This is a genomic window from Corynebacterium sp. HMSC072G08 (genome assembly GCF_001809185.1).
GTDB lineage: Bacteria > Actinomycetota > Actinomycetes > Mycobacteriales > Mycobacteriaceae > Corynebacterium > Corynebacterium phoceense.
The window spans coordinates 55,176-76,034 of the sequence record NZ_KV796447.1; the positions used below are offsets into that span (position 1 = coordinate 55,176).

Below are 20,859 nucleotides of genomic sequence, written 5' to 3' on the forward strand. Positions count from 1 at the left end.
AAGGCGCCATAAACCCAAAGCTGGACAGAAAAGCCCGCCACGAGGCGGGGGGCTTTGCAACCGAGGTCGCCTTTGGCGACAAGGAGGCAGTCATCGAAGCGGGCGAGTGCGGGCTTGAGAACGACGTCGGCTTCGTCCGTGGGCGCGCCGCCAGCGAGGAGGGGGCCGGTGAAGATGACGCTGGTGGCTCCTTCGGACACGCCGAACTCGAATGCCGAGAGCTCCCAGGCAAGGCCAAGGGAGTGCTCGGAACCGAGTTGAAGGTTGGGCATGATGAGGATGGCCATTGAATCTCCCAACGTTGGTGGAATCCCTTTCATCTCACATCGGAGATATTTATAGTGTCCGACTCCAATTCATATGAAAATTCCCTTAGCTGCAGGAAAAGGAAATCCCCAGCGCGGTGAACGCTGGGGAGGGAGCGGCGAGCTGGACTAGCGGCGGGTACCCGGCAGGTGCGCACGCCAGGCGAAGAGCACATTGACGAAGCACGCGATGGCGAGGACCGAACCGACGATGAACAGCGTGGTGAAACCAAGGTACGGCGCCAGGGCGCTAAACAGCATAGGGATGAAGAAGCCGAGGTAGCTCACGGAGTAGTACACGGCGGTAAGCCCTGCGAGCTCGGTGTCGCCGGCGATGCGCTGGACCTCGGAGAGGCCTGCGACGAGGGCTAGGCCGTAGCCGGCGCCCATCGTCGCGGCGGCGGCGATGCCGGCGGGCAGCGAGAGCGTGTGCGCGGCGTAGGCACCGAGGATGGCGCCGACGGCGATAACAGCCATGGCGATGGCGGAGGCACGTGCAGACTTGTGCGTGTCGATGAGCTTGCCCAGCATCTGGACCGCGACGCCGCAGCCCAGGGTGATGACGGTCATCAGGCCTGAGAAGGCGATGGGCGCCTCGCCGGCGGACTTGGACAGCAGCTGGGGCAGCAGTGCGTAGGCGGCGCCGGCACAGCCGAAGACCCACGGGGCGACGGGGACGACGACGCGCAGGAACCGGCGGTGCGCGGCGGACGGGATGCGCAGCATGTCGAGCATCTCGCGCACGGTGAGATCGAGGATGGTGGTCTTTACGTCGCCGTGGCGCGGGCAGCGCGTCTCCGGAGTCTTGGTAAGCCAGATGGCGGTGACGAGTGTGAGCGCGATGTGGAGGACGTAGGCAGTGTGCGTGGGCCACGGGCCCCACTGCGCGAGAACGGAGGCCAGGCCCGCGCCCACGAGGAAGCCAGCGGTCAAGCAGAGCGACGCCTTGCGGGCGCCGGCGGACGGGTCGCCGCCCGCGCGCTGGATAAGTTCGGTCACCCACGTCGAGCCGACGGCCATGACCAGGCCCAGCGCCATGCCGCAGAGGATGCGCCCGGCGGCGATGATGAGCGGTTCGTGCGGGCCAATGGACAGCAGGAAGGAACCCAGGAGTGACAGGGGAGCGGCCGGCAGCAACATGGGGCGGCGGCCGATGAGGTCGGACAGCGGGCCACCGATGAGCAGCGCCGGGATAATGCCCAACACGTAGGCGCCCAGCAGGCCGTTGACGGTGACCTGCGAGAAGTGAGAGGTCTCGCGGTACATGACGAGCAACGGGGTGAACTCGTTGCCGCCCCAGGCCACAGCGACCATGGAGCCGGCAACGGGCCACCATGCATGGGGGCCAAAATGTAGAGGAGAGGGGGCCTCGGCGGCAGGCGCCGAGGCCTGAGAAAATGGTTCTGACTCCACTTCGGACGTGGTTGACACGGGTGTGCTCATAATTGGTTCCTCGAATTCGACAGATGAGCGTGTATTTCGGTGCGATAGGTGGGAAGGTCTCCGGCGACCAACGCGGCGGTGAGCCGCTGGTGGCCCTCGACGAAGGAACGTGCCGTCTCGACGTTGCGGCCAATCGCCGCCGCCGTGAAGCGCTGCTGGCGCTCGCGTAGGCTGTGGCCGAGCTGCGCCAGGATGGAGTTTCCGCCGTGGTCCATGATGGTTTGGTGGAAGACGGCATCGAGACGCGTGTAGTCGCGCAGATCGCCGCGGTCAAGCGCGGCGGTTTGCTCCGCGATGACGGCGGTGAGTTGCTCGCCCAACGCCGCGCGGGCGGCATCGGCAAGCTGGCAGATATGCTCCGCGCAATGGGCGTCGATGAGCTCGCGGGCATCGAAGACTTCCCGGATATCGTCCGGATGGATGGGTACGACCAGCGCGCCACGCTTGGGGTAGAGCTGCAGGAAGCCCTCGACCTCCAAGCGCAGGAACGCCTCGCGCACGGGGGTGCGCGACAGCCCGATGGCGGCGGCGACATCGCCCTCGGAAAGCAGCGTGTTCTGGGTGTAGTCGCCGCTGATGATGCGGTTCTTTACAAACTCATAGGCGCGCTCGGCAGCGGGTGGTGAACTGGTCATGGATACATCTTGTATCCATGTTGCATCCATTGCAAGTAGACACCCCACTGAGTGAGCGATAGATGCAATTCAGTGTGCCATGATGTACGAGACACAAGCAGGAAAGGAGTGACCGTGGCAGCATCCATTCCCGTGAGCCGCTGGCGCGCGCCGGGTGTCATGGTCGTCTCCGGGCTGTCGCTGTATGCGGGCGCGGCCGTCGCGGTGGGGCTCTTTGCGCAGTTCCCGCCCGTCGTCGTCGCGTGGTTTCGCATTGCTGCGGCCGGGTTTATTTTGGCGGTACTCGCGCGCCCGCGCGTGCGCGACTTCCTGGGGTGGCCCGGCTTCCATGCCGCGGTCTATGGCGTGGTGACGATGGGAATGAACATGGTCTTCTACCAGGCCATCCACTCCGTTCCGCTAGGCACGGCGGTGGCCATCGAGTTCCTCGGTCCCGTCGCCGTGGCCGCGTGGGGCTCGCGGAATTGCCGCGATTGGCTGGCGTTGGGCCTCGCGGTGGCCGGAGTGCTCATCATTTCCGGCGCGACGTGGACGACGGCCGGCGCGGGCCTGCTCTGGGCGCTTGCGGCGGGCGCGCTCTGGGCGCTCTATATCCTCGCCGGCTCCCGCGTTGCCGCCGCTGCTGCCGATGGCCGCGGCACTCGCACCACCATGGCCGTCGGGTTCTGCTGGGCCGGGCTCGCAGGGGTGCCGCTCGTGGCAGTCTTGTGGCCCTCATCCTTGTCGCTGGGCGGCGGGGCCGTGGTCGGGTTGGCGCTGGCGCTCGGCCTGCTCTCGGCAGCCATTCCGTATTCGCTCGACCAAGTGGTGCTCCGCATGGCGGGCTCGGCGTACTTCGCGCTGCTCCAGGCCATTCTGCCGCTCGTGGCCGCCGTGGTGGGCGCAGTGGCGCTGCGGCAGTGGCTCACGCTGCCGGAGATCGCGGGCATCGGGCTTGTTGTTGCGGCGGTGACGTTGCGACGCTCATAGCGTTCGCCCTTCTGTTCGGCTCGGATGAACTCCCACGATAGACTGAGCTGCATGCAGCGCTGGGTCCTACACATCGACATGGACGCGTTCTTCGCGTCGTGTGAGCAGTTGACCCGGCCTACCCTGCGCGGTCGGCCCGTCCTCGTGGGCGGGCTGTCGGGCCGCGGCGTCGTGGCGGGCGCGTCCTATGAAGCTCGCGAGTTCGGCGCGCATTCCGCCATGCCTATGTACCGCGCGCAGCAGCTCGTGGGGCTGCGCGGCGTGGTCGTGCGCCCGCGCTTTCCGGTGTATTCGGCGGCCTCGCGCCGCGTCTTTCAGTCCGTCGCCCGCCGCGTCGAGGTCTTTGAGCAGCTCTCCATCGACGAGGCCTTCCTCGAGCCGCCCGAGCTCGTGGGCGCGACGCCCGAGGAGGTCCGCGAGTGGTGCGAGGACCTGCGCCGCACGATTCGGGAAGAGACGGGCCTGCCCGCGTCCATCGGCGCAGGTTCTGGCAAGCAGTTCGCGAAAATCGGCTCTGGCGAGGCCAAACCCGACGGCGTGTACATCATTCCGGTCGAGCGCCAGCTGGACATGCTCCACCCGCTGCCCGTGACGAAGCTCTGGGGCATCGGCCCAGTGACGGGCGCGAAGCTCAACGCGATCGGCATCGTGACCATCGGCGACCTAGCGGCGATGTCGGAGAAGGAGGTCGACATCTCTATCGGCTCGACGGTGGGGCGCTCGTTGTGGCTCATGGCGCAGGGCATCGATAACCGCGTCGTCGCCCCGCGCGCCATCTCCAAGCAGATATCCACGGAGCACACGTATCCCAAAGACCTCCTCACTAAAGAGACTGTCGATGCCGCCATCGTCCGCGCCGCCGAGGGCGCCCACCGTCGCCTCCTCAAGGACGGCCGCGGCGCCCGCACCGTGACGCTTAAATTGCGCATGGCTGACTTCCACATCGAATCCCGCTCTGCCACGCTTTCGTACGCAACGGACGATCTGGACACGCTCAAGGCCACCGCATTCCGCGTTGCGCGCTACCCGGACGAGCTGGGCCCCATTCGCCTTGTGGGCGTGAGTTACTCGGGGCTTGAGGAAGCCCGCCAGGACGTGCTCTTCCCGGAACTCGACCGGCTCGCGGTGACGCGCGACGACACGGACTACGAGCCCGGCGTCTCGGACGGCCGCGTGCCCGAGCGCGTCGAGGTCGTCACCGAAGACGTCCCCGAGGACACGTGGGTGGCGACGCAGGATATCGTGCACGACGAGTACGGCCACGGCTGGGTCCAAGGCACCGGCCACGGCGTGGTGAGTGTGCGCTTCGAAACCCGTGCCACGGGCCCCGGCAAGACTTGTTCCTTCGCCGTCAACGACCCGGCGCTGCATCCCGGCGATCCGCTGGACAGCCTCGACTGGGCTGACTGGCTCGCCGCCGACGACGAGCTCGCCGATGCCCCCGCTCGCGAGTCTTAGCCGAAAAGCTCGCGCACGTCCGTGCCCGTCGCCAGCGCAGCAGCGAGCACGATGCGCGCTTGGCCCGCGTGAAGGATGCCCGAGCCCACCGCGCCCTTCGCCGCGAGCGTCGCGCCGCCGCCCTCGCCGCCGTAGATGAGCGACACCGGGCCGTGAGGCACGCGGGTGGTGAGAACGACCTGGACGCCGGCGGAGAGGGCACGGGCAAGCGCCGCGCCCATGCCCGGGCTCACATTGCCGGAGCCCATGCCCTCGACCACGAGGCCGCGGTAGCCGGCGGCCACGGCGGCATCGACAAGCTCGCCCGGCGCGCCGGGATAGGCGGCGAGCACTGTGACCTTCTGGTCTGCGAGCGGGTGGCGGGGCAGCGGGAGGACGGAGGGGAAGTCGGCCTCCGCCGCGCCGAACGCCCGCAGGGACTGCGTGTGCTCCTTGCGCGCGCCCCATGCCGGGGTGGTCATTCCTCCGAATTGGATGAGTACACCGGAGCCCTCCGCATGCAGTGCGTCGTTGAGGTTGCGGGGGCCGTCGGGCTCGGCGGCATCGAAAGGCCGCTGCGCACCGGTGAGCACGACGGGGGTAAGGCTGTCATAGAAGAGGGAGAGCGCCATGGCGGTGTCCTCGAGCGAGTCTGTGCCATGCGTGACGATGATGCGCTCCACGGTCGGGTCCGCGGCCGTCTCCATGATCATGGCGATGAGCCCGTCCAGGTCCGCGAGCGTCACGGCGGAGGAATCGAGTTGGATGTAGTCGACGGCACGCACGGGCTCGTCAAGCAAAGCCGCCAGGTCCGCGGCGGTTTTCGTGGGCACAAGCGCGCCCGAGGCGTCGGTGGTGCAGGCGATGGTTCCGCCGGTGGAGATGAGCACAGTTGTCATAGCCCCACAGCTTAGACGAGCCGTAACGCCCCGTGCTGGAAACCTGTGAATCCGGGCACGCAGCCGGGTCGTATGCCAGGCGCGGCGCAGCGCGCAGGTAGGCTTGGGCGTTATTGCCATAGAGATCCAAGGAGAAATCGTGAAGTACACCAAGCTGGCCGCCGCCGCGCTGGCACTGTCCGCCGCCACGACCCTGGCGGCCTGCTCGTCCGATGAGAACTCCAGCGACACGGCCGAGACTTCGGCCGCGTCCTCGGCTGCTGCTTCGGATACTGCGACCGCCCCGGCTGAGCTGCCCACCGCGGCTGACCTCAACGCGATCCTCGCTAAGGCCACGGATCCCAACGTTCCGCTCGAGGAGAAGACCCAGACCGTCCAGGGCGGCGAGTCCGCGCCGGAGCTCTTCGACACGATGGCCGCGTCCAAGGCCGAGTCCGGCGCGACGTTCACCGTCGTCGACCCGGTCGTGCCGGGCTACACCCCGGACAGCCTGCTTACCACCGTGGAGTTCACGACCCCGGATAACCCGAACACGCAGACCGCGGACCAGGTCGAGTTCGTCTACGAGGACGGCGTGTGGAAGCTCTCCCAGTCCTGGACGTGCACCCTGATTACCAGCACCGTCGCCCCGGAGCAGGTTCCGGCGATGTGTAACGCCCAGACCGGCGCCACCGCTGCCGATACCGCCGGTGACCCGGCCGTTTCCGGTGCCGGCGCCGGCGAGGCTGCCGATGCCCCCGCTGCCGACCCCGCAGCCCCCGCCGCCGAGGCTCCGGCTGGCGACGCCCCAGCCGAGGAAGCTCCGGTCGACGCCCCGGCCGCTGAGTAACACCTCAAGACAAACGCCCCGCTGTTGCGCGGGGCGTTTCGTCGTTTGAGCGCCGGTGGCCTCGCCGAGCGCGCATCGTCGCTGGGGAGTGACCTGGTCATCGCTGCCTGCGAGCGTGAGTACCGGCACTGTGAACTCGGCAGGTCGCGCGCGGAAGTCCCAGGCGCCGAGGGCATCGGACGCGATGGCGCCGAGAAGAACAGGAGCGTTAGTCTGCGGCGTTGGGCGAGAATTTGAGGCCGGTCTTTGTGGTCTGGACGACGGCGGGCTGTTCGCCGCCGTCCTGGCCGTAGACGACGCGGGTCATCACGTCGACGTCGCCGGCCACGGGCAGCGGCTGCGACAAATCGACGGTGAGCTTGCCGGAGGCCTGCGAGTCGGAGGATCGGACGTCGAGAGTGCCGGCAGAAGCGGTGGAGGGGGCATCGGAAGGCTGAGTGGCGGCGTCGAGCGACAGGGCGCCGAGGCTCGGGCGTTGGTCGACGTCGACGGAAAGCTGCGCGCCGGTGTCCGTGAGCGCGTCGACGGTGTAGGTGACGGTCTGGAGCAGGGGCGAGCCGCCAGCGACGCGGGACTCGACGGTCCACGTCGCGCCGGCGCCGATTTCTTCGTCGGGGAAGACGACAGGCAGCGAGACGAGCGTGGAAATGGCGGTCTCCGCGAGTGCGCGGGCCTCGTCCGTGCCCTCCTGGGGCGCAGCGAGGCGCAGCGAGGACATCTGGCCGGAGTCGACGGCGCGCCAGCCGAATTGGAAGCCCTCAGCCGAGTCGATGCGCACGTTGCCGGAGTACTCCGGTACGCCGACGGTGAAGAAGACGTTGCGGGAGGCTTCGGCTTGGCCGTCGGTGGCCTCGGAGGCTTCCTCGACGGAGCCTTTCAGCGGGAGAGTGGTGGTCTTCTCGTCGAGGCTGGAGGTCTCGAAGTCCGCTGCGCGGTCAGCTTTGACGACGTCCTGGGCGAACCCAGAGGTGACGTCGACGGTGACGGCCTGCTCTTTGCCGATGTCTGCGTAGGCGAGGACGCGCTTATCGCCGGTGCCGGCGTCCTTGACGGTCACGCGTGGGGCGTCGACATCGGAGCCGACGGCCTGTTCGACCGCGGGGCCGGGGGCTTCGTAATTACAGCCCGCGAGGGCGCCGGTGAGGAGAACTGATAAAACTGCAACACGTTTCACCCATTCCAAATTACAGGACGGGGGACCCTACAATAGACCGGGTGAGTGAGAAAGCGAAGAGATACGTGGGGATGATGGCGGCGATCATCGTGGGCGTCGCTGTCGTCGACCAAGCCGTCAAGCAGCTCATGCTGTCCATCCTCACCGAGGGCGAGCCCCTGCCCGTCCTCGGTGACTGGTTCCGTTTCTATCTGCTTTTTAACCCAGGCGCGGCGTTCTCTATGGGCGGAGCCGGCTCGACCTGGTTGTTTACGACCATCCAGCTCGCGTTCGTGGTGGGCGTGGCGATTGCCGCGCCGCGGATTACCGACCGTGGACAGGCCGTGGGTCTGGCGATGATCGCCGGCGGCGCGCTGGGCAACCTCGTCGACCGCCTCGTGCGTGAGCCGGGGTTTTGGTTCGGCCACGTGGTGGACTTCATCTCGGTGGGCAACTTCGCAGTCTTCAACATTGCTGACGCGTCGATCACGTGCGGCGTCGTCGTGTTCATCATCTTCTTGCTGCTGGAGGGTCGGAATGCGCGAGTCTCGTAGGCTGCCCGTGCCCGAGGGGCTGGAGGGCATGCGTGCCGATGCCGCCCTCGCCAAGTTGTTGGGTGTCTCCCGCGCCAAGGCCGCCAAGGCCTGCGACGCCGGCGACGTGGAGATCGACGGCGTCGCGGTGGGCAAGTCTGAGCGCCTCACCGCCGGCGGGTGGATCGACGTGGTCATGCCCGCGCCGGAGGAGCCGCTCGTGCCGAAGGAGGAGCTCGTGGAGGGCATGGACGTCCTCTACGCGGATGACGACGTCATCTGCGTTCACAAGCCCGTGGGCGTCGCGGCGCACCCGACGCTGGGCTGGGAGGGCCCGACGGTCATCGGCGGGCTCCGCGCGGCCGGCTACACGCTTTCGGACGGCGGACCGGCGGAGCGCAAGGGCATCGTGCACCGCCTCGATGTGGGCACCTCGGGCGTCATGGTTGTCGCGGCAAGCATGCGGGCGTATTCGCAGCTCAAACAGGCGTTTAAGGAACGTACCGTGAAGAAGACGTACCACGCCGTGGTGCAGGGCCTGCCGGACCCGATTGAGGGCACGATTGACGCGCCGATTGGCCGCCATCCGTCCTCGGGATGGAAATTCGCGGTCGTCGACGGCGGCAAGAACGCGGTGACTCACTACAAGCTGCTCGAAGCCTTCCGCGAGGCGAGCCTGCTCGAGGTGCACCTGGAGACCGGCCGCACGCACCAGATTCGCGTCCACATGTCCGCCACGGGGCACCCGTGCGTGGGCGACCCGATGTACGGCTGCGACCCGAACCTCGCCAAGCGGGTGGGCCTTAACCGCCAGTGGTTGCACGCGGTCAAGCTCGGCTTCACGCACCCGGGCACAGGCAAGTACTTCGAGGTGGAGGCGCCCTACCCGGCGGACCTCGAGCACGCGCTTGAGGTACTGCGCGGATGAACCAGGCCCTCGTCTATCGGCGTCGCCGCGTCGCCGCAGGGGCGGTCGCGGCGCTGCTCGTCGTCCTGGGCTTCGGCGTGTTCGGCTCCCACGGCGAGGTGCCGGTGCAGGGCGACCAGCTGGGGCCCGACGTCGAGGAGTCCCGCGAGGCGTATATCGCGCGGGTCGCGGACTCGCTCGCTGACGTGGACGAGGATCGCTACGCGCTCGTGTCCTTTACCGCGCCGCTCACCGCGCAGCAAGCCTCCGACGCGCTGGCGGACGTCCCGCGCGTGAGCGCCATGATCGTCGGCGCGGCAAGCCCGGTGCCGCTCGCGGAGCCCGTCGCGGGGGTGACGCGCGCGGATGTCTTTGAGCTCGAGTTTGGGCGCATCGATACCGCGATCGCGGGCATCGGGGAGCTGAAGAACCCGCGGACTATCTCTGCGGTGGTCGTTTACGCAGACGGGGATGTGCTGCGCAGCCTCGCTGCTCGCGACGAGGTCGTGGTCGTCGATGCCGCGCCTGCCGATGCCGCCTGGGGCAGCTTCGGCATCCGCCCGTTAGGCTCGGCTGGCTAAGGCGCGCCCCGTGGGGGTGTCGCGGCGGGCGAGCTCGGCGGGCGTGGCGTCGGCGATAATCCGGCCGCCGTCGGCACCTGCGCCGGGCCCCATCTCGAGGACGCGGTCGGCCGAAGCGATGACGGAGAGGTTGTGCTCGACGACGAGGACGGTCTGGCCGGCATCGGCGAGCTTGTGGAGCTCCGCGTTGAGCAACGCGATATCGGCGGGGTGGAGGCCCGTGGTGGGCTCGTCCAGGATGTAGACAGTGTGGCCGCGACGGGAGTTGCGGGAGCGCTGGAGCTCGGTGGCGAGCTTGATGCGCTGGGCCTCGCCGCCGGAGAGCTCCGGGGCGCCCTGGCCGAGGCGCAGGTAGCCGAGGCCGACGGACTGGAGGGTGGCGAGTGCGCGGGCGATGGGCGGTTCCTCGGCGAAGACCGCGGCGGCGTCGTCGACGGTGAGCGCGAGGACGTCGGCGATGGTGTAGCCGTTCCAGGTTATCTCGAGGGTTTCCGGGTTATAGCGGGCGCTGTGGCAGTCGGGGCACGTTGAGTACGAGCCCGGCAGGAACGCGAGCTCGACCTCGATCTGGCCTGCGCCGCCGCACGTGGGGCATTGGCCCTGCTTGACGTTGTAGGAAAAGCGGGAGACGGTCCACTTCTTCTCCTTGGCGGCGGGGGTGGCGGCGAAGAGCTTGCGGACGGCATCGAAAAGCCCGGTGTACGTGGCCAGCGTGGAGCGCGGCGTGCGGCCGATGGGCTTCTGGGTAATCTGCACCACGCGCGAGACCTGGTCGAGGCCCTCGTGTGCGCGGACCGACCAGCCGGTTTCCTCCTCGTTATCGCTCACGGCGGTGGCGGTGCTGCGCAGGAGACCGGCGAGCACGGTGGAGATGAGCGTCGACTTGCCCGAGCCCGACACACCGGCAACGGCGGTGAACTGGCCGAGTCCAAAGTCAACGTCAAGTTCCTTGATGCTGCGGCAGTTGACGCCGTGGAGGGAGAGCTCGCCGTGAGCGTCGCGGGGCGCGGCGTTGAGCTGGAGCTGGCGGGAGTGCAAGGCGTGGGAGGTGGGGGTCTCGGCAGCATAGGCGTCGATGGGGCCGGAGTAGAGGATCTCGCCGCCGGCCTCGCCTGCGAGCGGGCCGACGTCGACGAGCCAATCGGCCTGCGCGACCAAGTCCATGTCGTGCTCGACGAGGAGGACGGAGTTGCCGGCGGCGAGGAAGCGGCGGCAGATATCCATGACGGCGGTGCGCTCCTCGGGGTGGAGACCGGCCGAAGGCTCGTCGAGGACATAGGCGACGCCGAAGAGCCCGGAGCGCAGCTGGGCGGCTAGGCGCAGGCGCTGGAGCTCGCCGGGCGAGAGCGTCGCCGAGGGACGATCGAGACTTAAGTGGCCAAGCCCCAGCTCGACCGCGGACTCGAGCGCGGGGATGGCCTGTTTGAGCAGCAGCTCGGCGGCCGTGTTGTCGTGCGGCTGCGCCTGGAGCAGGGTGAGTACGTCGGCGAGGGGAAGCGCGCCGAGCTCGTCGATGCGCAGTCCCGCATACGTGACCTTGAGGGCCTTGGGGTTGAGGCGGCGGCCGCCGCAAGTGGGGCAGGTGTGGGACTCCATGAAGCGCAGGGTGCGGTCGCGTAGCGTGTCCGACTGTGTCTCGTGGAAGGTCTTGGTGAGGTAGCTCGCGACGGAGCGCCATGTGCCCTCGTAGTTGCGCTGAATTTGGTCGGCGCCGCGGTGTGGATGGACGGTGACGACGGGGCGCTCCTCGGTAAAGAGGATCCAGTCGCGGTCCTTCTGCGACAGGTCCTGCCAGGGGGAGTCGAGGTCGTAGCCGAGTTCCTCCAGAATGTCGTGGAAGTTCTTCCCTGCCCAGGCTTGCGGCCACGCCTTGATGGCGCCCTCGTTGATGGACAGTGTCGGGTCCGGGACCATGGATTCTTCTGTGGGCACGTGCTGAATGCCGGTGCCTTGGCAGTCCGGACACATGCCTTCAGGTGTGTTGGGGGAGAAGGAGTCTGAGTAGAGGCCCTCCGGGTTGTCGCCTACGCGCGAGTAAAGCAGGCGGATGGTGTTCGACATCGCGGAGACCGTGCCCACGGTGGAGCGCGCGCCGCCGCCCGAGGTGGACTGCTGGAGGGCGACCGTGGGCGGGAGCCCCTCGATGCCGCCGACCTGCGGGTCGACCGCCGAGGAGATGAGCCGGCGGGCGAACGGCGCCACGGACTCAAAATAGCGGCGCTGGCCCTCGCCGTGGATGGTGCCGAAGGCCAGAGACGACTTGCCCGAGCCCGAGACACCTGTGACCGCGACGAGTTGGCCGCGTGGGAGGTCGACGTCGACGTTGCGGAGGTTGTGCAGGTGGGCGTCGCGAACGCGGATCATGCCGGTGTCTGTCGTGAATTCCATGGCGTCCAGGGTACGCGGGGTGCGATAGGCTGGGGCGCTATGGACAACTGGCTTTCGAACGTGCGAGGGTTCGGCGCGTGGATGCCGAACTACAAGTTTGGGTTCCTCTGCGCCGTGGCGGCGCTCGTGCTGGGGCTCGGCCTTCTCGCCTTCGGCGGCGAGGCCCTCGACCGCGTGATGGGGGCCGTGGTCGCGCTTGCCGGTTCTGGTCTCCTGATAGTCATGCCGGGCTGGGCGCTCGACGCCGCGGAAGAAAAGGAGGCGCGCCGCCGGGCCAAAGAGGCGCGGCGGCGTTAGGGCATGCCGAAGTGCCCGCCGGGGTGGGGCGGGTGCTTCGGGGGTGTGTCCTAACAGAGGACGGGGTCGCCGTAGGCTGGCTGGAACCAGATGCGGCCTTGGTCGTCTTTCCAGTAGCTATCGCCGTCGGCCTTCTTTCCGTTGTGGTACCTGCACAGTGGCATCAAATTATCGAGGACTGAGAGCCCGCCTTTGTTGACGGCTACGATGTGATCGTTCTCGCAGCGGTCGCGGGGTATGTGGCAGTTAGGGGTCAAACACTCGAGGTAGACCGCGGTGTTCATGTCGATAGCTTTCTTCGTGAACTCTCGGCCGTAGTAGTTGTCGATCGGTTCGCCCCGCCAGTTGATGATGGTCGCTTGGAAGTACGGCGCCACTTTCTCTTGCAACAGTTGCGCGCCGGTGCGCACTGAGCCGTCCGAGGCGCGGATGGTGACGTCGTCGCCTTCGCCGCGGGTAATCTTGTCCATCTCGTCGAGCTTGAGCACGATATGGACCATGCGCCGCGGCGGTGCGAGCCTGGTTGCGCCTTCGACGAATTCTTTGAACCCGTCTAAAAGCTTGTTCCGGGATTTCGGGGTCACGCCGGGCAGGCCGTTGGCGAAGTCGAGGAGTCGTTGGTCCTTGGTGAAGATGGTCAAGCGTGCCCACCCGTCGGGGGATTGGGTTAGCCGGGCGTATTCGTTTTTGGGCTTTTTCTCAATGTGCTTGGCAGCGACGGTGGGGATGTCTTCGGCGGCGGTGTCCGCCAGCAGCGCGCGCAGCGTGTCCTTATTGGGAGCGGAGGCGATGAGGTTCTCAATTTTCTCCAGCACGCGGAGTGGGTGCTTGCGGCGGATTGCCGCGGCGCGGGCTTCGGCTTGGAGGGTCGTGGCTTGCGTGTGGCCGTAGTAGACCTTGTGCAGGCGGCGCACGAGAAGCGCGTCGGGGCGGGCGACACCGAGGGCGAGGATGTCTTTGAGCGACATGCCGGCGGCTTCGGGAAGCGAGGTAACGCCGAGGGTAAGAGCTGCGAAGAGAGAAACTGTCATGCCCCAGAAGCTAAAGGCACGCGGCACACAATGCTAGGGGAACATATTTTCCTGTGGACAACCTGCGCCGGTTGCCCAATAGAGTGGGCGAAATTCGGGGAGTTATCCACAGAAACTAACGCTTCTCACGAAAATCTCAGTATCACCGGCACGTTCATGCCGCTGAGCGCGAGCGCTTGCGGCGGGCGGCAGCCATTTGGATGAGGTCTGTGAAGTAGACGGCGACGGCGAGTCCGATGATGCCGAAGCCGATCCAGCGGTGCGTCGAGAAGTGCTCGTGGGTGACGAAGAGCGCCCAGAGCATCTGCATGAGTGGCGTCATGTACTGGAGCATGCCCACGGTCGACAGGGGAAGGGCCTTGGCCCCTTGGGCGAAGCAGAGCAGCGGCAGCGCGGTGACGAGACCGGAGCCGATGAGCAGCACGATGTGCAGGGGGCCTTCGGAAGTAAACGTGCCGGCGCCGGAGGATTCGAGCCACAGGACGTAGATGAGCGCGACGGGCAGGACGACGAGGGTCTCGGCGGCAACGGAGCCGGTCGAGGAGACGCGGACCTGCTTCTTAATGAGGCCGTAGATGCCGAAAGAGAAGGCGAGCAGAAGCGAGATATAGGGCGCCTGGCCGGTGAAGAAGGTGAGGTAAATGACCGCGATGGCGGCGATGCCGACGGCGACGGCCTGGAGCTTGCGCAGGCTTTCTTTTAAGAAAACCAGGCCGAGCGCGACGGAGACGAGGGGATTGATGAAGTAGCCGAGGGCGGCATCGGCAACATGGCCCGAGTTGATGGCCACGACGTAGGTTCCCCAGTTGACGGAGATGAACACGCCGGCCGCGGCGAGCCAGGCCCAGGTCTTCTTGTCGAGGCGCGAGAGTTCGCGCCAGCCGCCGGTGACGACGAGGAAACCCGTGACGAGTACCGCGGTCCAAATGACGCGGTGCGCGAGAATCTCGAGGGGAGAGGCGGGCAGCAGCAGCGGGAAGAATGCGGGGAAGAAGCCCCACATGAGGTAGGCGGCAATGGTGTAAAACATCGGAGATTAATGTACTCCGCTAGCCGTGTGGCGGGAAACGTTTCTCATCAAAAGGGACGGCTTCGGGGGTTTGACGCGGCCGCTAGACTGTCTGCATGGCGAAAAACTCCTCCTTTGTTCACCTGCATAATCACACCGAGTTTTCCATGCTGGATGGTATGGCGAAGGTGGACCTGCTCTCGGAGGAGGTCAAGCGTCAGGGGATGCCAGCCGTGGGCATGACGGACCACGGCAACATGTTTGGATCGAATGCGTTTTACCAGCGCATGACCTCGGCGGGGATTAAGCCGATTATTGGTATTGAGACGTACATGGCTCCGGAGTCGCGCTTCAATAAGAAGCGTGTGCACTGGGGTACGCCGGACCAGAAGCGCGATGACGTCGCGGGCGGCGGCTCGTACCTGCACCAGACCATGCTCGCTGAGAACGCGACGGGTTTGAAGAACTTGTTCCGTCTGTCTTCGCTGGCGTCGTACGAGGGGCAGTTGGGTAAGTACCCGCGCATGGACGCGGAGCTGATCGCCGAACATGCGGATGGCATCATCGCGACGACGGGGTGCCCGTCGGGCGACGTGCAAACGCGCCTGCGCCTGGGACAGTTTGATGAGGCGCTCGAGGCCGCGGCGATGTGGCAGGACATCTACGGCAAAGATAATTACTTCCTTGAGCTCATGGACCACGGCCTCGACATCGAGACGCGCGTGCGCTCCGAGCTGCTGGAAATCGGGCGCAAGCTCGACCTGCCGCCGCTGGTGACGAATGACTGCCACTACGTGCTCGAGTCGCAGGCGGCCTCGCACGAGGCGATGCTCTGCGTGCAGACCGGCAAGACGCTCATGGACCAGGACCGTTTCAAGTTCGATGGCACGGGCTACTACATCAAGTCGGCTGCGCAGATGCGTGAGATTTGGGACGACATGGTCCCGGATGGCTGCGATAACACGCTGTGGATTGCCGAGCGTGTACAGGACTACAGCGAGCTGTGGGAGGAGCATCCGCTCGACCGCATGCCGATCGCCGACGTGCCGGAGGGCGAGACCCCGACGTCGTGGCTGACCAACCAGGTCATGGAGGGCCTCCAGGCGCGCTTCCCCGGCGAAGAGGTGCCGCAGGAATACATCGAGCGCGCGCAGTACGAAATCAGCGTCATCGACATGAAGGGCTACCCGTCCTACTTCCTCATCGTCGCCGAGCTCATCAAGCACGCGCGCTCCGTCGGCATTTGGGTGGGCCCGGGCCGTGGTTCTGCGGCAGGCGCGCTCGTGGCGTACGCACTGACAATTACCAATATCGACCCCATCGAGCATGGTCTCCTGTTCGAGCGATTCCTCAACCCGGAGCGTCCATCCGCACCGGATATCGATATCGACTTCGATGACCGCCGCCGTGGCGAGATGATTCAATACGCCGCGGAGCGTTGGGGCGAGGACAAGGTCGCGCAGGTCATCACCTTCGGTACGGTGAAGACGAAGCAGGCCATCAAGGACTCGGCGAAGGTGAACTACGGTCAGCCGGGCTTCCAGATGGCGGACCGCATCAACGGCGCGCTGCCGCCGGCGATCATGGCGAAGGATATTCCGCTCTCGGGCATCATGGACCCGGAGCACCCGCGCTACTCGGAGGCGACCGAGGTCCGACAGATGATCGAGACGGACCCGGACGTCAAGCGCATTTACGAAACCGCGCGCGGCCTCGAGGGCGTGGTGCGCCAGGCAGGCGTCCACGCGTGTGCCGTCATTATGGCGTCCGTGTCGCTCATGGACCATATCCCCATGTGGCAGCGTTCGGACGGCGCGTACATCACGGGCTGGGATTACCCGGCATGTGAGGCCATTGGCCTGCTGAAGATGGACTTCCTGGGCCTGCGCAACCTCACGGTCATTGGTGACGCGCTGGCGAATATCAAGAAGAACCGCGGCATTGACTTGAAACTCGAGGAGCTGCATGCGGACGATCCGAACGTCTCAAAGGTCTACGACCTGCTGTCGCACGGTGAGACGCTGGGCATCTTCCAGCTCGACTCGGGTGGTATGCAGGAGCTGCTCAAGCGCATGAAGCCGACGGGCTTTAAAGACATCGTGGCGTCGCTGGCGCTTTACCGTCCGGGCCCGATGGGCGTGAACGCGCACTGGGACTACGCGGACCGCAAGAACGGACGCAAGCCCATTACGCCGATTCACCCGGAGCTGGAAGAGCCGCTCAAGGAGATCCTGGACGAGACCTACGGTCTGATCGTCTACCAGGAGCAGATCATGCGTATCTCGCAGAAGGTCGCGAACTACACGGCCGGCGAGGCAGATGGCTTCCGTAAAGCCATGGGTAAGAAGAAGCCGGAGGTGCTGGCCAAGCAGTACGACAAGTTCTGGTCCGGCATGCAGGCTAACGGCTACTCCAAGGACGCGATGGACGCGCTGTGGGGCACCATCGAGCCGTTCGCGTCCTACGCGTTTAACAAGTCGCACGCGGCAGGCTACGGCCTGGTCTCGTTCTGGACCGCGTACCTCAAGGCCTATTTTGCGCCGGAGTACATGGCGGCGCTGCTCACGTCGGTCTCGGATAAGAAGGATAAGTCGGCCATTTATCTCTCGGACTGCCGCCACCTGGGCATCCGGGTGCTGCCGCCGTCGGTGAACGAGTCGCACACGGACTTCCAGGCTGTCGGCGAGGATATTCGCTTCGGTATGGGCGCTATCCGCAACGTCGGTGCTGAAGTCGTCGAGGCCATCGTCAAGGCCCGCGAGGAGAAGGGACACTTCAAGAACTTCTCGGACTATCTGGACAAGATCGACCTCGTGGCGTGTACCAAGCGTGTGACGGAGTCGCTCATTAAGGCCGGGGCCTTCGATGACATGGAGCATCCGCGCAAAGGTCTCATGCTCATCCACGAAGACGCGGTGGACGCGGTGCAGACCACGAAGAAAGCCGCGGACAAGGGCCAGTTCGATCTCTTTGCGGGACTCGGCGCGGAAAGCGAAGAGACGATGAGCGCGTTTGCCATTGACATTCCGGACGAGCACTGGGACCGCAAGCACGAGCTGGCGCTCGAGCGCGAAATGCTGGGTCTGTATGTCTCGGGCCACCCGCTCGACGGCTTCGAAGAGGCGCTCGCGGAGCAAACCGATACGCCGCTGCCCAAGATCCTGGCGGATGAGGTTCACAACGGCCAGGAGCTTGTCATCGGCGGCATCATCTCAGCGGTCGACCGCCGCTACTCGAAGAAGGACGGCTCGCCGTGGGCTATCGTCACGGTCGAAGACCACAACGGCGCGCAGGTCGACATCCTCGTGTTCAACCAGGTCTACTCGCTCGTCGCGCCGCAGATTGTGGAAGACAACATCATTCTGGCCAAGGTCAACGTGAAGATCCGCGACGACCGCCGCTCGCTGTTCTGCTCCGATATCCGTGTGCCGGACCTAGGCCCCGGCGGCGGCGTTGGCCTGCCGCTGCGGCTGACCATGCGCACCGAGCAGTGCACGCTCGACACTATCGCGCGACTGAAGAACGTCCTGCTCAAGAACAAGGGCGAGTCCGACGTCTACTTGACGCTCGTCAACGGCGACGAGTCTACGATGATGGTCCTCGGCGAGCACCTGCGCGTGGAGCGTTCCGGCAACCTCATGGGCGATCTCAAGGCGACGATGGGCGCGGGCATTCTGGGATAGCCCCGGTGTGAATATAAAACGGGCGGACAAAGAGGTTTGGGTTAGGGTAGACAGCGCAGTCTAGTTCACCTCACATAAGGAGCACCTTCCATGTCCCAGAAGATTCGCACCACGCACGTCGGCTCGCTGCCGCGTACCCCGGAATTACTGGAGGCGAATCTCAAGCGCTCCGCCGACGAGATCACGGACGACGAGTTCTTCGCCATCCTCGAGCGCGCCGTCGAGGAGGTCGTGCAGCGCCAGGTCGATCTGGGCATCGACATCATCAATGAAGGCGAGTACGGCCACATCACCTCCGGCGCCGTGGACTATGGCGCGTGGTGGAACTACTCCTTTAGCCGCCTGGGCGGCCTCACCATGACGGACAAGGACCGCTGGGAAGCCAACGCCATTCAGCGTTCCGAGCCTGGCAATATCAAGCTCACTTCCTTCGTTGACCGCCGCGACCGCGCCATCTTCAACGAAGCCTACAATGACCCGGAGTCCGGCATCTTCACCGGCCGCAAAAAGGTTGCCAACCCGGAGTTCACGGGCCCGATTACCTACATCGGGCAGAAGGAAGTTGACGCCGACGTCAAGCTGCTGAAGGATGCGATGGGCAAGGCGGGGGCATCGGCAGGCTTTGTGGCGGCCCTGTCCCCGGGATCGGCCGCGCGCTTGGGCAACAAGTACTACAAGACCGACCTGGAGGTCGTGCAAGCCTGTGGTGAGGCGCTCTCGCACGAGTACAGGGCGATTACGGACGCGGGCCTCACCGTCCAGTTCGACGCGCCGGACCTCGCGGAGGCCTGGGACCAGATCAATCCGGAGCCGTCCGTGAAGGACTTCCAGGGCTTCGTGCGCGACCGCATTGCGGTGCTCAATGACGCGATTAAGGACCTGCCGCGCGAGCAGACCCGCCTGCACATTTGCTGGGGTTCCTGGCATGGCCCGCACGTTACGGACATCCCGTTCGCGGATATCATTGACGAGATTCTCGAGGCCAAGGTCGGCGGCTTCTCCTTTGAGGGTGCCTCGCCGCGCCATGCGCACGAGTGGCGCGTGTGGCAGGATCATCAGCTACCGGAGGGCACGCTCATCTACCCGGGCGTGATTTCGCACTCGACGAATGCGGTGGAGCACCCGCGCCTCGTTGCGGACCGGATTATCCAGTTCGCGGAGGTCGTGGGTCCGGAGAACGTCGTGGCGTCGACCGACTGCGGCCTGGGTGGGCGCCTGCACCACCAGATTGCCTGGGCGAAACTTGAGTCCCTCGTCGAGGGTGCACAGATTGCCACGGAGGAACTCTTCTAAGCCACGCTTGCCGATGCCGCGGTCTCCGGGCCGCGGCTTTTTGCGTGCGCGCCGAAAGATATGACAATTAAATCTTAAACCGCCATAAAGGGGATATCTTTGTTTGAAAAGTTGGCGTTGAACTGGGGAAACGCCATCGTGAATAAAAGTAAACAGAATGCGCGACAAGGACGCTTGTTCTGTTTACTATAGACAGCACAGTCTAGAAAGGAATTGCTTATGACCCAGAAGATCCGTACCACGCACGTTGGCTCGCTGCCGCGCACTGCAGCACTCCACGGGGCGAACCAGCGCCGTCTCGCCGGCGATATCTCCAACGAGGAGTTCGACCAGATTCTGCAACAGGCCGACAACGAGGTCGTGCAGCGCCAGGTTGATCTGGGCATCGACATCGTCAACGAGGGCGAGTATGGCCACCTCGCGCACGACACCATCGATTACGGTTCGTGGTGGACCTATTCCTTCAGCCGCTTGGGCGGCTTGCGGCCGACGCGCGAGGAGGAGCCGGATGCGTTCGGCAAGATCGTGCGCCACGAGCCGGGCAGTATCGAGCTCACGACGTTCCCGGACCGTCGCGACCGCGCGGTGTTCGCGGAAGCGTACGAGGACCCGAAGTCGGGCATCGAGGGAGGCGGCAAGAAGTTCCTGCTGCCCACGATTGACGGGCCGCTGAGCTACGTGGGGCAGGAGGCGCTCGCTGCGGACGTTAAGCACCTGGGCGCGGCCATTGCGTCGACGGGAAAGGACGTTGAGGGATTCATCGCGGCGGTCTCGCCGGGCTCGGCGGCGCGCATTCGCAACCTGTACTACCCGTCCTACGACGAGTTGCTCGCGGCGACGGCGGAGGTCATGGCGCACGAATACCGCGCCATCGCGGACGCCGGCTACACGGTCCAGATCGATGCCCCGGACCTCGCGGAGGCCTTCGACCAGGTCAACCCGGAGCCGTCCTACGAGGACTTCCGTGGCTACGTGCGGAAGAATATTGACGCCATCAACGCGGCGATTAAGGGCATCGACAAGTCGAAGGTGCGCCTGCATATCTGCTGGGGTTCCTGGCACGGCCCGCACTCCACGGACATCCCGTTCGAGGAGATCGTCGACGAAATCCTGCGCGCCGAGGTCGGCGGCCTCACCTTCGAGGCGGCGAACGTCCGCCACGGCGCGGAGTGGCGCGTGTGGCAGAAGCGCGAGCTGCCGGAAGGCACCGTCATTATCCCGGGCGTCGTCTCGCACTCGACGAACCTCATCGAGGACCCGCGTCTGGTGGCCGACCGCATCCACACGTTCGCGGAGCTCGTCGGCCCAGAGAATGTCATCGCTTCGACGGACTGTGGCCTGGGCGGACGCATTCATGAGCAGATCGCCTGGGCGAAGCTCGAGTCCCTGGTGAAGGGTGCGGAGATCGCCTCGCAGGAGATCTTCGGCTAAACACGAATGAAAGGGCGGGTGCGCATGTGCGCACCC

18 protein-coding genes are annotated in these 20,859 nt (G+C 65.7%); 10 read left to right on the forward strand and 8 right to left on the reverse strand.

The window, feature by feature from the left end:
• From HMPREF2559_RS13050 to HMPREF2559_RS09560, 3 genes are all read right to left on the reverse strand, one after another.
• A partial coding sequence (locus HMPREF2559_RS13050; RefSeq protein WP_168162247.1) for a hypothetical protein occupies positions 1-287 on the reverse strand: 287 nt, incomplete at its 3' end.
• 147 nt (positions 288-434) lie between these two features.
• Positions 435-1,748 carry an MFS transporter gene (locus HMPREF2559_RS09555; RefSeq protein ID WP_066492139.1) on the reverse strand — a complete coding sequence of 438 codons (1,314 nt, stop codon included), beginning with the start codon at positions 1,746-1,748 and terminating at the stop codon, positions 435-437.
• Positions 1,745-2,383 (reverse strand): GntR family transcriptional regulator, encoded by a 639-nt coding sequence (locus HMPREF2559_RS09560; RefSeq protein ID WP_230384053.1) that lies wholly within the window; start codon positions 2,381-2,383, stop codon positions 1,745-1,747. The genes HMPREF2559_RS09555 and HMPREF2559_RS09560 overlap by 4 nt, the downstream gene beginning before the upstream one ends.
• 159 nt (positions 2,384-2,542) lie before the next feature.
• Here HMPREF2559_RS09560 and HMPREF2559_RS09565 point away from each other — a divergent pair, with 159 nt between their 5' ends.
• Positions 2,543-3,352: an EamA family transporter gene (locus tag HMPREF2559_RS09565; protein WP_066492199.1), complete on the forward strand. Its 810-nt coding sequence runs from the start codon at positions 2,543-2,545 to the stop codon at positions 3,350-3,352.
• A 51-nt stretch (positions 3,353-3,403) separates the two neighbouring features.
• The gene (locus HMPREF2559_RS09570; RefSeq protein WP_070540503.1) at positions 3,404-4,810 is read left to right on the forward strand and encodes a DNA polymerase IV; all 1,407 of its coding nucleotides are present in this window, start codon (positions 3,404-3,406) and stop codon (positions 4,808-4,810) included.
• On the opposite strand, the gene HMPREF2559_RS09575 is transcribed toward HMPREF2559_RS09570, so the two are convergent.
• A complete protein-coding gene (locus tag HMPREF2559_RS09575; RefSeq protein ID WP_066492146.1) occupies positions 4,807-5,688 on the reverse strand; it encodes an asparaginase in 882 nt (293 codons plus the stop codon). The genes HMPREF2559_RS09570 and HMPREF2559_RS09575 overlap by 4 nt on opposite strands.
• A 139-nt stretch (positions 5,689-5,827) precedes the next feature.
• Here HMPREF2559_RS09575 and HMPREF2559_RS09580 point away from each other — a divergent pair, with 139 nt between their 5' ends.
• Positions 5,828-6,517 carry a WKL family lipoprotein gene (locus HMPREF2559_RS09580; RefSeq protein ID WP_066492156.1) on the forward strand — a complete coding sequence of 230 codons (690 nt, stop codon included), beginning with the start codon at positions 5,828-5,830 and terminating at the stop codon, positions 6,515-6,517.
• A 208-nt stretch (positions 6,518-6,725) separates the two neighbouring features.
• Here the strand turns inward: HMPREF2559_RS09580 and HMPREF2559_RS09585 are convergent, their stop codons facing one another.
• Complete coding sequence (locus HMPREF2559_RS09585) at positions 6,726-7,691, reverse strand: hypothetical protein (protein ID WP_066492164.1); 966 nt, start codon at positions 7,689-7,691, stop codon at positions 6,726-6,728.
• 41 nt (positions 7,692-7,732) lie between these two features.
• On the opposite strand from HMPREF2559_RS09585, the gene lspA reads away from it, so the two are divergent.
• Genes lspA through HMPREF2559_RS09600 form a run of 3 tightly spaced genes read left to right on the forward strand, consistent with a single transcriptional unit; the run spans position 7,733 to position 9,691 of the window.
• Positions 7,733-8,224 (forward strand): signal peptidase II, encoded by a 492-nt coding sequence (gene lspA, locus HMPREF2559_RS09590; RefSeq protein ID WP_066512330.1) that lies wholly within the window; start codon positions 7,733-7,735, stop codon positions 8,222-8,224.
• Positions 8,208-9,131: an RluA family pseudouridine synthase gene (locus tag HMPREF2559_RS09595; protein ID WP_066492171.1), complete on the forward strand. Its 924-nt coding sequence runs from the start codon at positions 8,208-8,210 to the stop codon at positions 9,129-9,131. Before lspA ends, HMPREF2559_RS09595 begins: the two co-directional genes overlap by 17 nt.
• Entirely contained in the window at positions 9,128-9,691 is a 564-nt protein-coding gene (locus tag HMPREF2559_RS09600) for a hypothetical protein (protein WP_066512332.1), read from the forward strand. Before HMPREF2559_RS09595 ends, HMPREF2559_RS09600 begins: the two co-directional genes overlap by 4 nt.
• Here HMPREF2559_RS09600 and HMPREF2559_RS09605 read toward each other — a convergent pair.
• Positions 9,674-12,079 (reverse strand): ATP-binding cassette domain-containing protein, encoded by a 2,406-nt coding sequence (locus HMPREF2559_RS09605; protein ID WP_231725134.1) that lies wholly within the window; start codon positions 12,077-12,079, stop codon positions 9,674-9,676. The genes HMPREF2559_RS09600 and HMPREF2559_RS09605 overlap by 18 nt on opposite strands.
• A gap of 39 nt (positions 12,080-12,118) precedes the next feature.
• Here HMPREF2559_RS09605 and HMPREF2559_RS09610 point away from each other — a divergent pair, with 39 nt between their 5' ends.
• Positions 12,119-12,376, forward strand: coding sequence for a hypothetical protein (locus tag HMPREF2559_RS09610; RefSeq protein ID WP_066492178.1), 258 nt, complete (start codon positions 12,119-12,121; stop codon positions 12,374-12,376).
• Positions 12,377-12,426: 50 nt separating this feature from the next.
• Here HMPREF2559_RS09610 and HMPREF2559_RS09615 read toward each other — a convergent pair whose 3' ends face one another.
• On the reverse strand, positions 12,427-13,407 hold the full coding sequence (locus HMPREF2559_RS09615) for an HNH endonuclease signature motif containing protein (protein WP_148138807.1): 981 nt from the start codon (positions 13,405-13,407) through the stop codon (positions 12,427-12,429).
• Between the two features lie 154 nt (positions 13,408-13,561).
• Positions 13,562-14,437, reverse strand: coding sequence for an EamA family transporter RarD (rarD, locus tag HMPREF2559_RS09620; RefSeq protein ID WP_066487149.1), 876 nt, complete (start codon positions 14,435-14,437; stop codon positions 13,562-13,564).
• Positions 14,438-14,532: 95 nt separating this feature from the next.
• Between rarD and dnaE the strand changes: the two genes are divergently transcribed.
• The 3 genes from dnaE (at position 14,533) to HMPREF2559_RS09635 (ending at position 20,823) form a co-directional block, all read left to right on the forward strand.
• On the forward strand, positions 14,533-18,099 hold the full coding sequence (gene dnaE, locus HMPREF2559_RS09625; protein WP_066487147.1) for a DNA polymerase III subunit alpha: 3,567 nt from the start codon (positions 14,533-14,535) through the stop codon (positions 18,097-18,099).
• A gap of 90 nt (positions 18,100-18,189) precedes the next feature.
• A complete protein-coding gene (locus tag HMPREF2559_RS09630; RefSeq protein ID WP_066487145.1) occupies positions 18,190-19,392 on the forward strand; it encodes a cobalamin-independent methionine synthase II family protein in 1,203 nt (400 codons plus the stop codon).
• A 219-nt stretch (positions 19,393-19,611) separates the two neighbouring features.
• A complete protein-coding gene (locus HMPREF2559_RS09635) occupies positions 19,612-20,823 on the forward strand; it encodes a cobalamin-independent methionine synthase II family protein (protein ID WP_070540510.1) in 1,212 nt (403 codons plus the stop codon).
• Positions 20,824-20,859 lie beyond the last annotated feature (36 nt).

Excerpts from the sequence above, each read along its gene's own strand:
- HMPREF2559_RS09605 (WP_231725134.1), bottom strand. The coding sequence starts at position 12,079 with ATGGAATTCACGACAGACACCGGCATGATCCGCGTTCGCGACGCCCAC.
- HMPREF2559_RS09575 (WP_066492146.1), bottom strand. The coding sequence starts at position 5,688 with ATGACAACTGTGCTCATCTCCACCGGCGGAACCATCGCCTGCACCACC.
- HMPREF2559_RS09635 (WP_070540510.1), top strand. The coding sequence starts at position 19,612 with ATGACCCAGAAGATCCGTACCACGCACGTTGGCTCGCTGCCGCGCACT.
- HMPREF2559_RS09565 (WP_066492199.1), top strand. The coding sequence starts at position 2,543 with ATGGTCGTCTCCGGGCTGTCGCTGTATGCGGGCGCGGCCGTCGCGGTG.
- HMPREF2559_RS09570 (WP_070540503.1), top strand. The coding sequence starts at position 3,404 with ATGCAGCGCTGGGTCCTACACATCGACATGGACGCGTTCTTCGCGTCG.
- dnaE (WP_066487147.1), top strand. The coding sequence starts at position 14,533 with ATGGCGAAAAACTCCTCCTTTGTTCACCTGCATAATCACACCGAGTTT.
- rarD (WP_066487149.1), bottom strand. The coding sequence starts at position 14,437 with ATGTTTTACACCATTGCCGCCTACCTCATGTGGGGCTTCTTCCCCGCA.
- HMPREF2559_RS09555 (WP_066492139.1), bottom strand. The coding sequence starts at position 1,748 with ATGAGCACACCCGTGTCAACCACGTCCGAAGTGGAGTCAGAACCATTT.
- HMPREF2559_RS09610 (WP_066492178.1), top strand. The coding sequence starts at position 12,119 with ATGGACAACTGGCTTTCGAACGTGCGAGGGTTCGGCGCGTGGATGCCG.
- HMPREF2559_RS09560 (WP_230384053.1), bottom strand. The coding sequence starts at position 2,383 with ATGACCAGTTCACCACCCGCTGCCGAGCGCGCCTATGAGTTTGTAAAG.
- HMPREF2559_RS09600 (WP_066512332.1), top strand. The coding sequence starts at position 9,128 with ATGAACCAGGCCCTCGTCTATCGGCGTCGCCGCGTCGCCGCAGGGGCG.
- HMPREF2559_RS09595 (WP_066492171.1), top strand. The coding sequence starts at position 8,208 with ATGCGCGAGTCTCGTAGGCTGCCCGTGCCCGAGGGGCTGGAGGGCATG.
- HMPREF2559_RS09615 (WP_148138807.1), bottom strand. The coding sequence starts at position 13,407 with ATGACAGTTTCTCTCTTCGCAGCTCTTACCCTCGGCGTTACCTCGCTT.
- HMPREF2559_RS09630 (WP_066487145.1), top strand. The coding sequence starts at position 18,190 with ATGTCCCAGAAGATTCGCACCACGCACGTCGGCTCGCTGCCGCGTACC.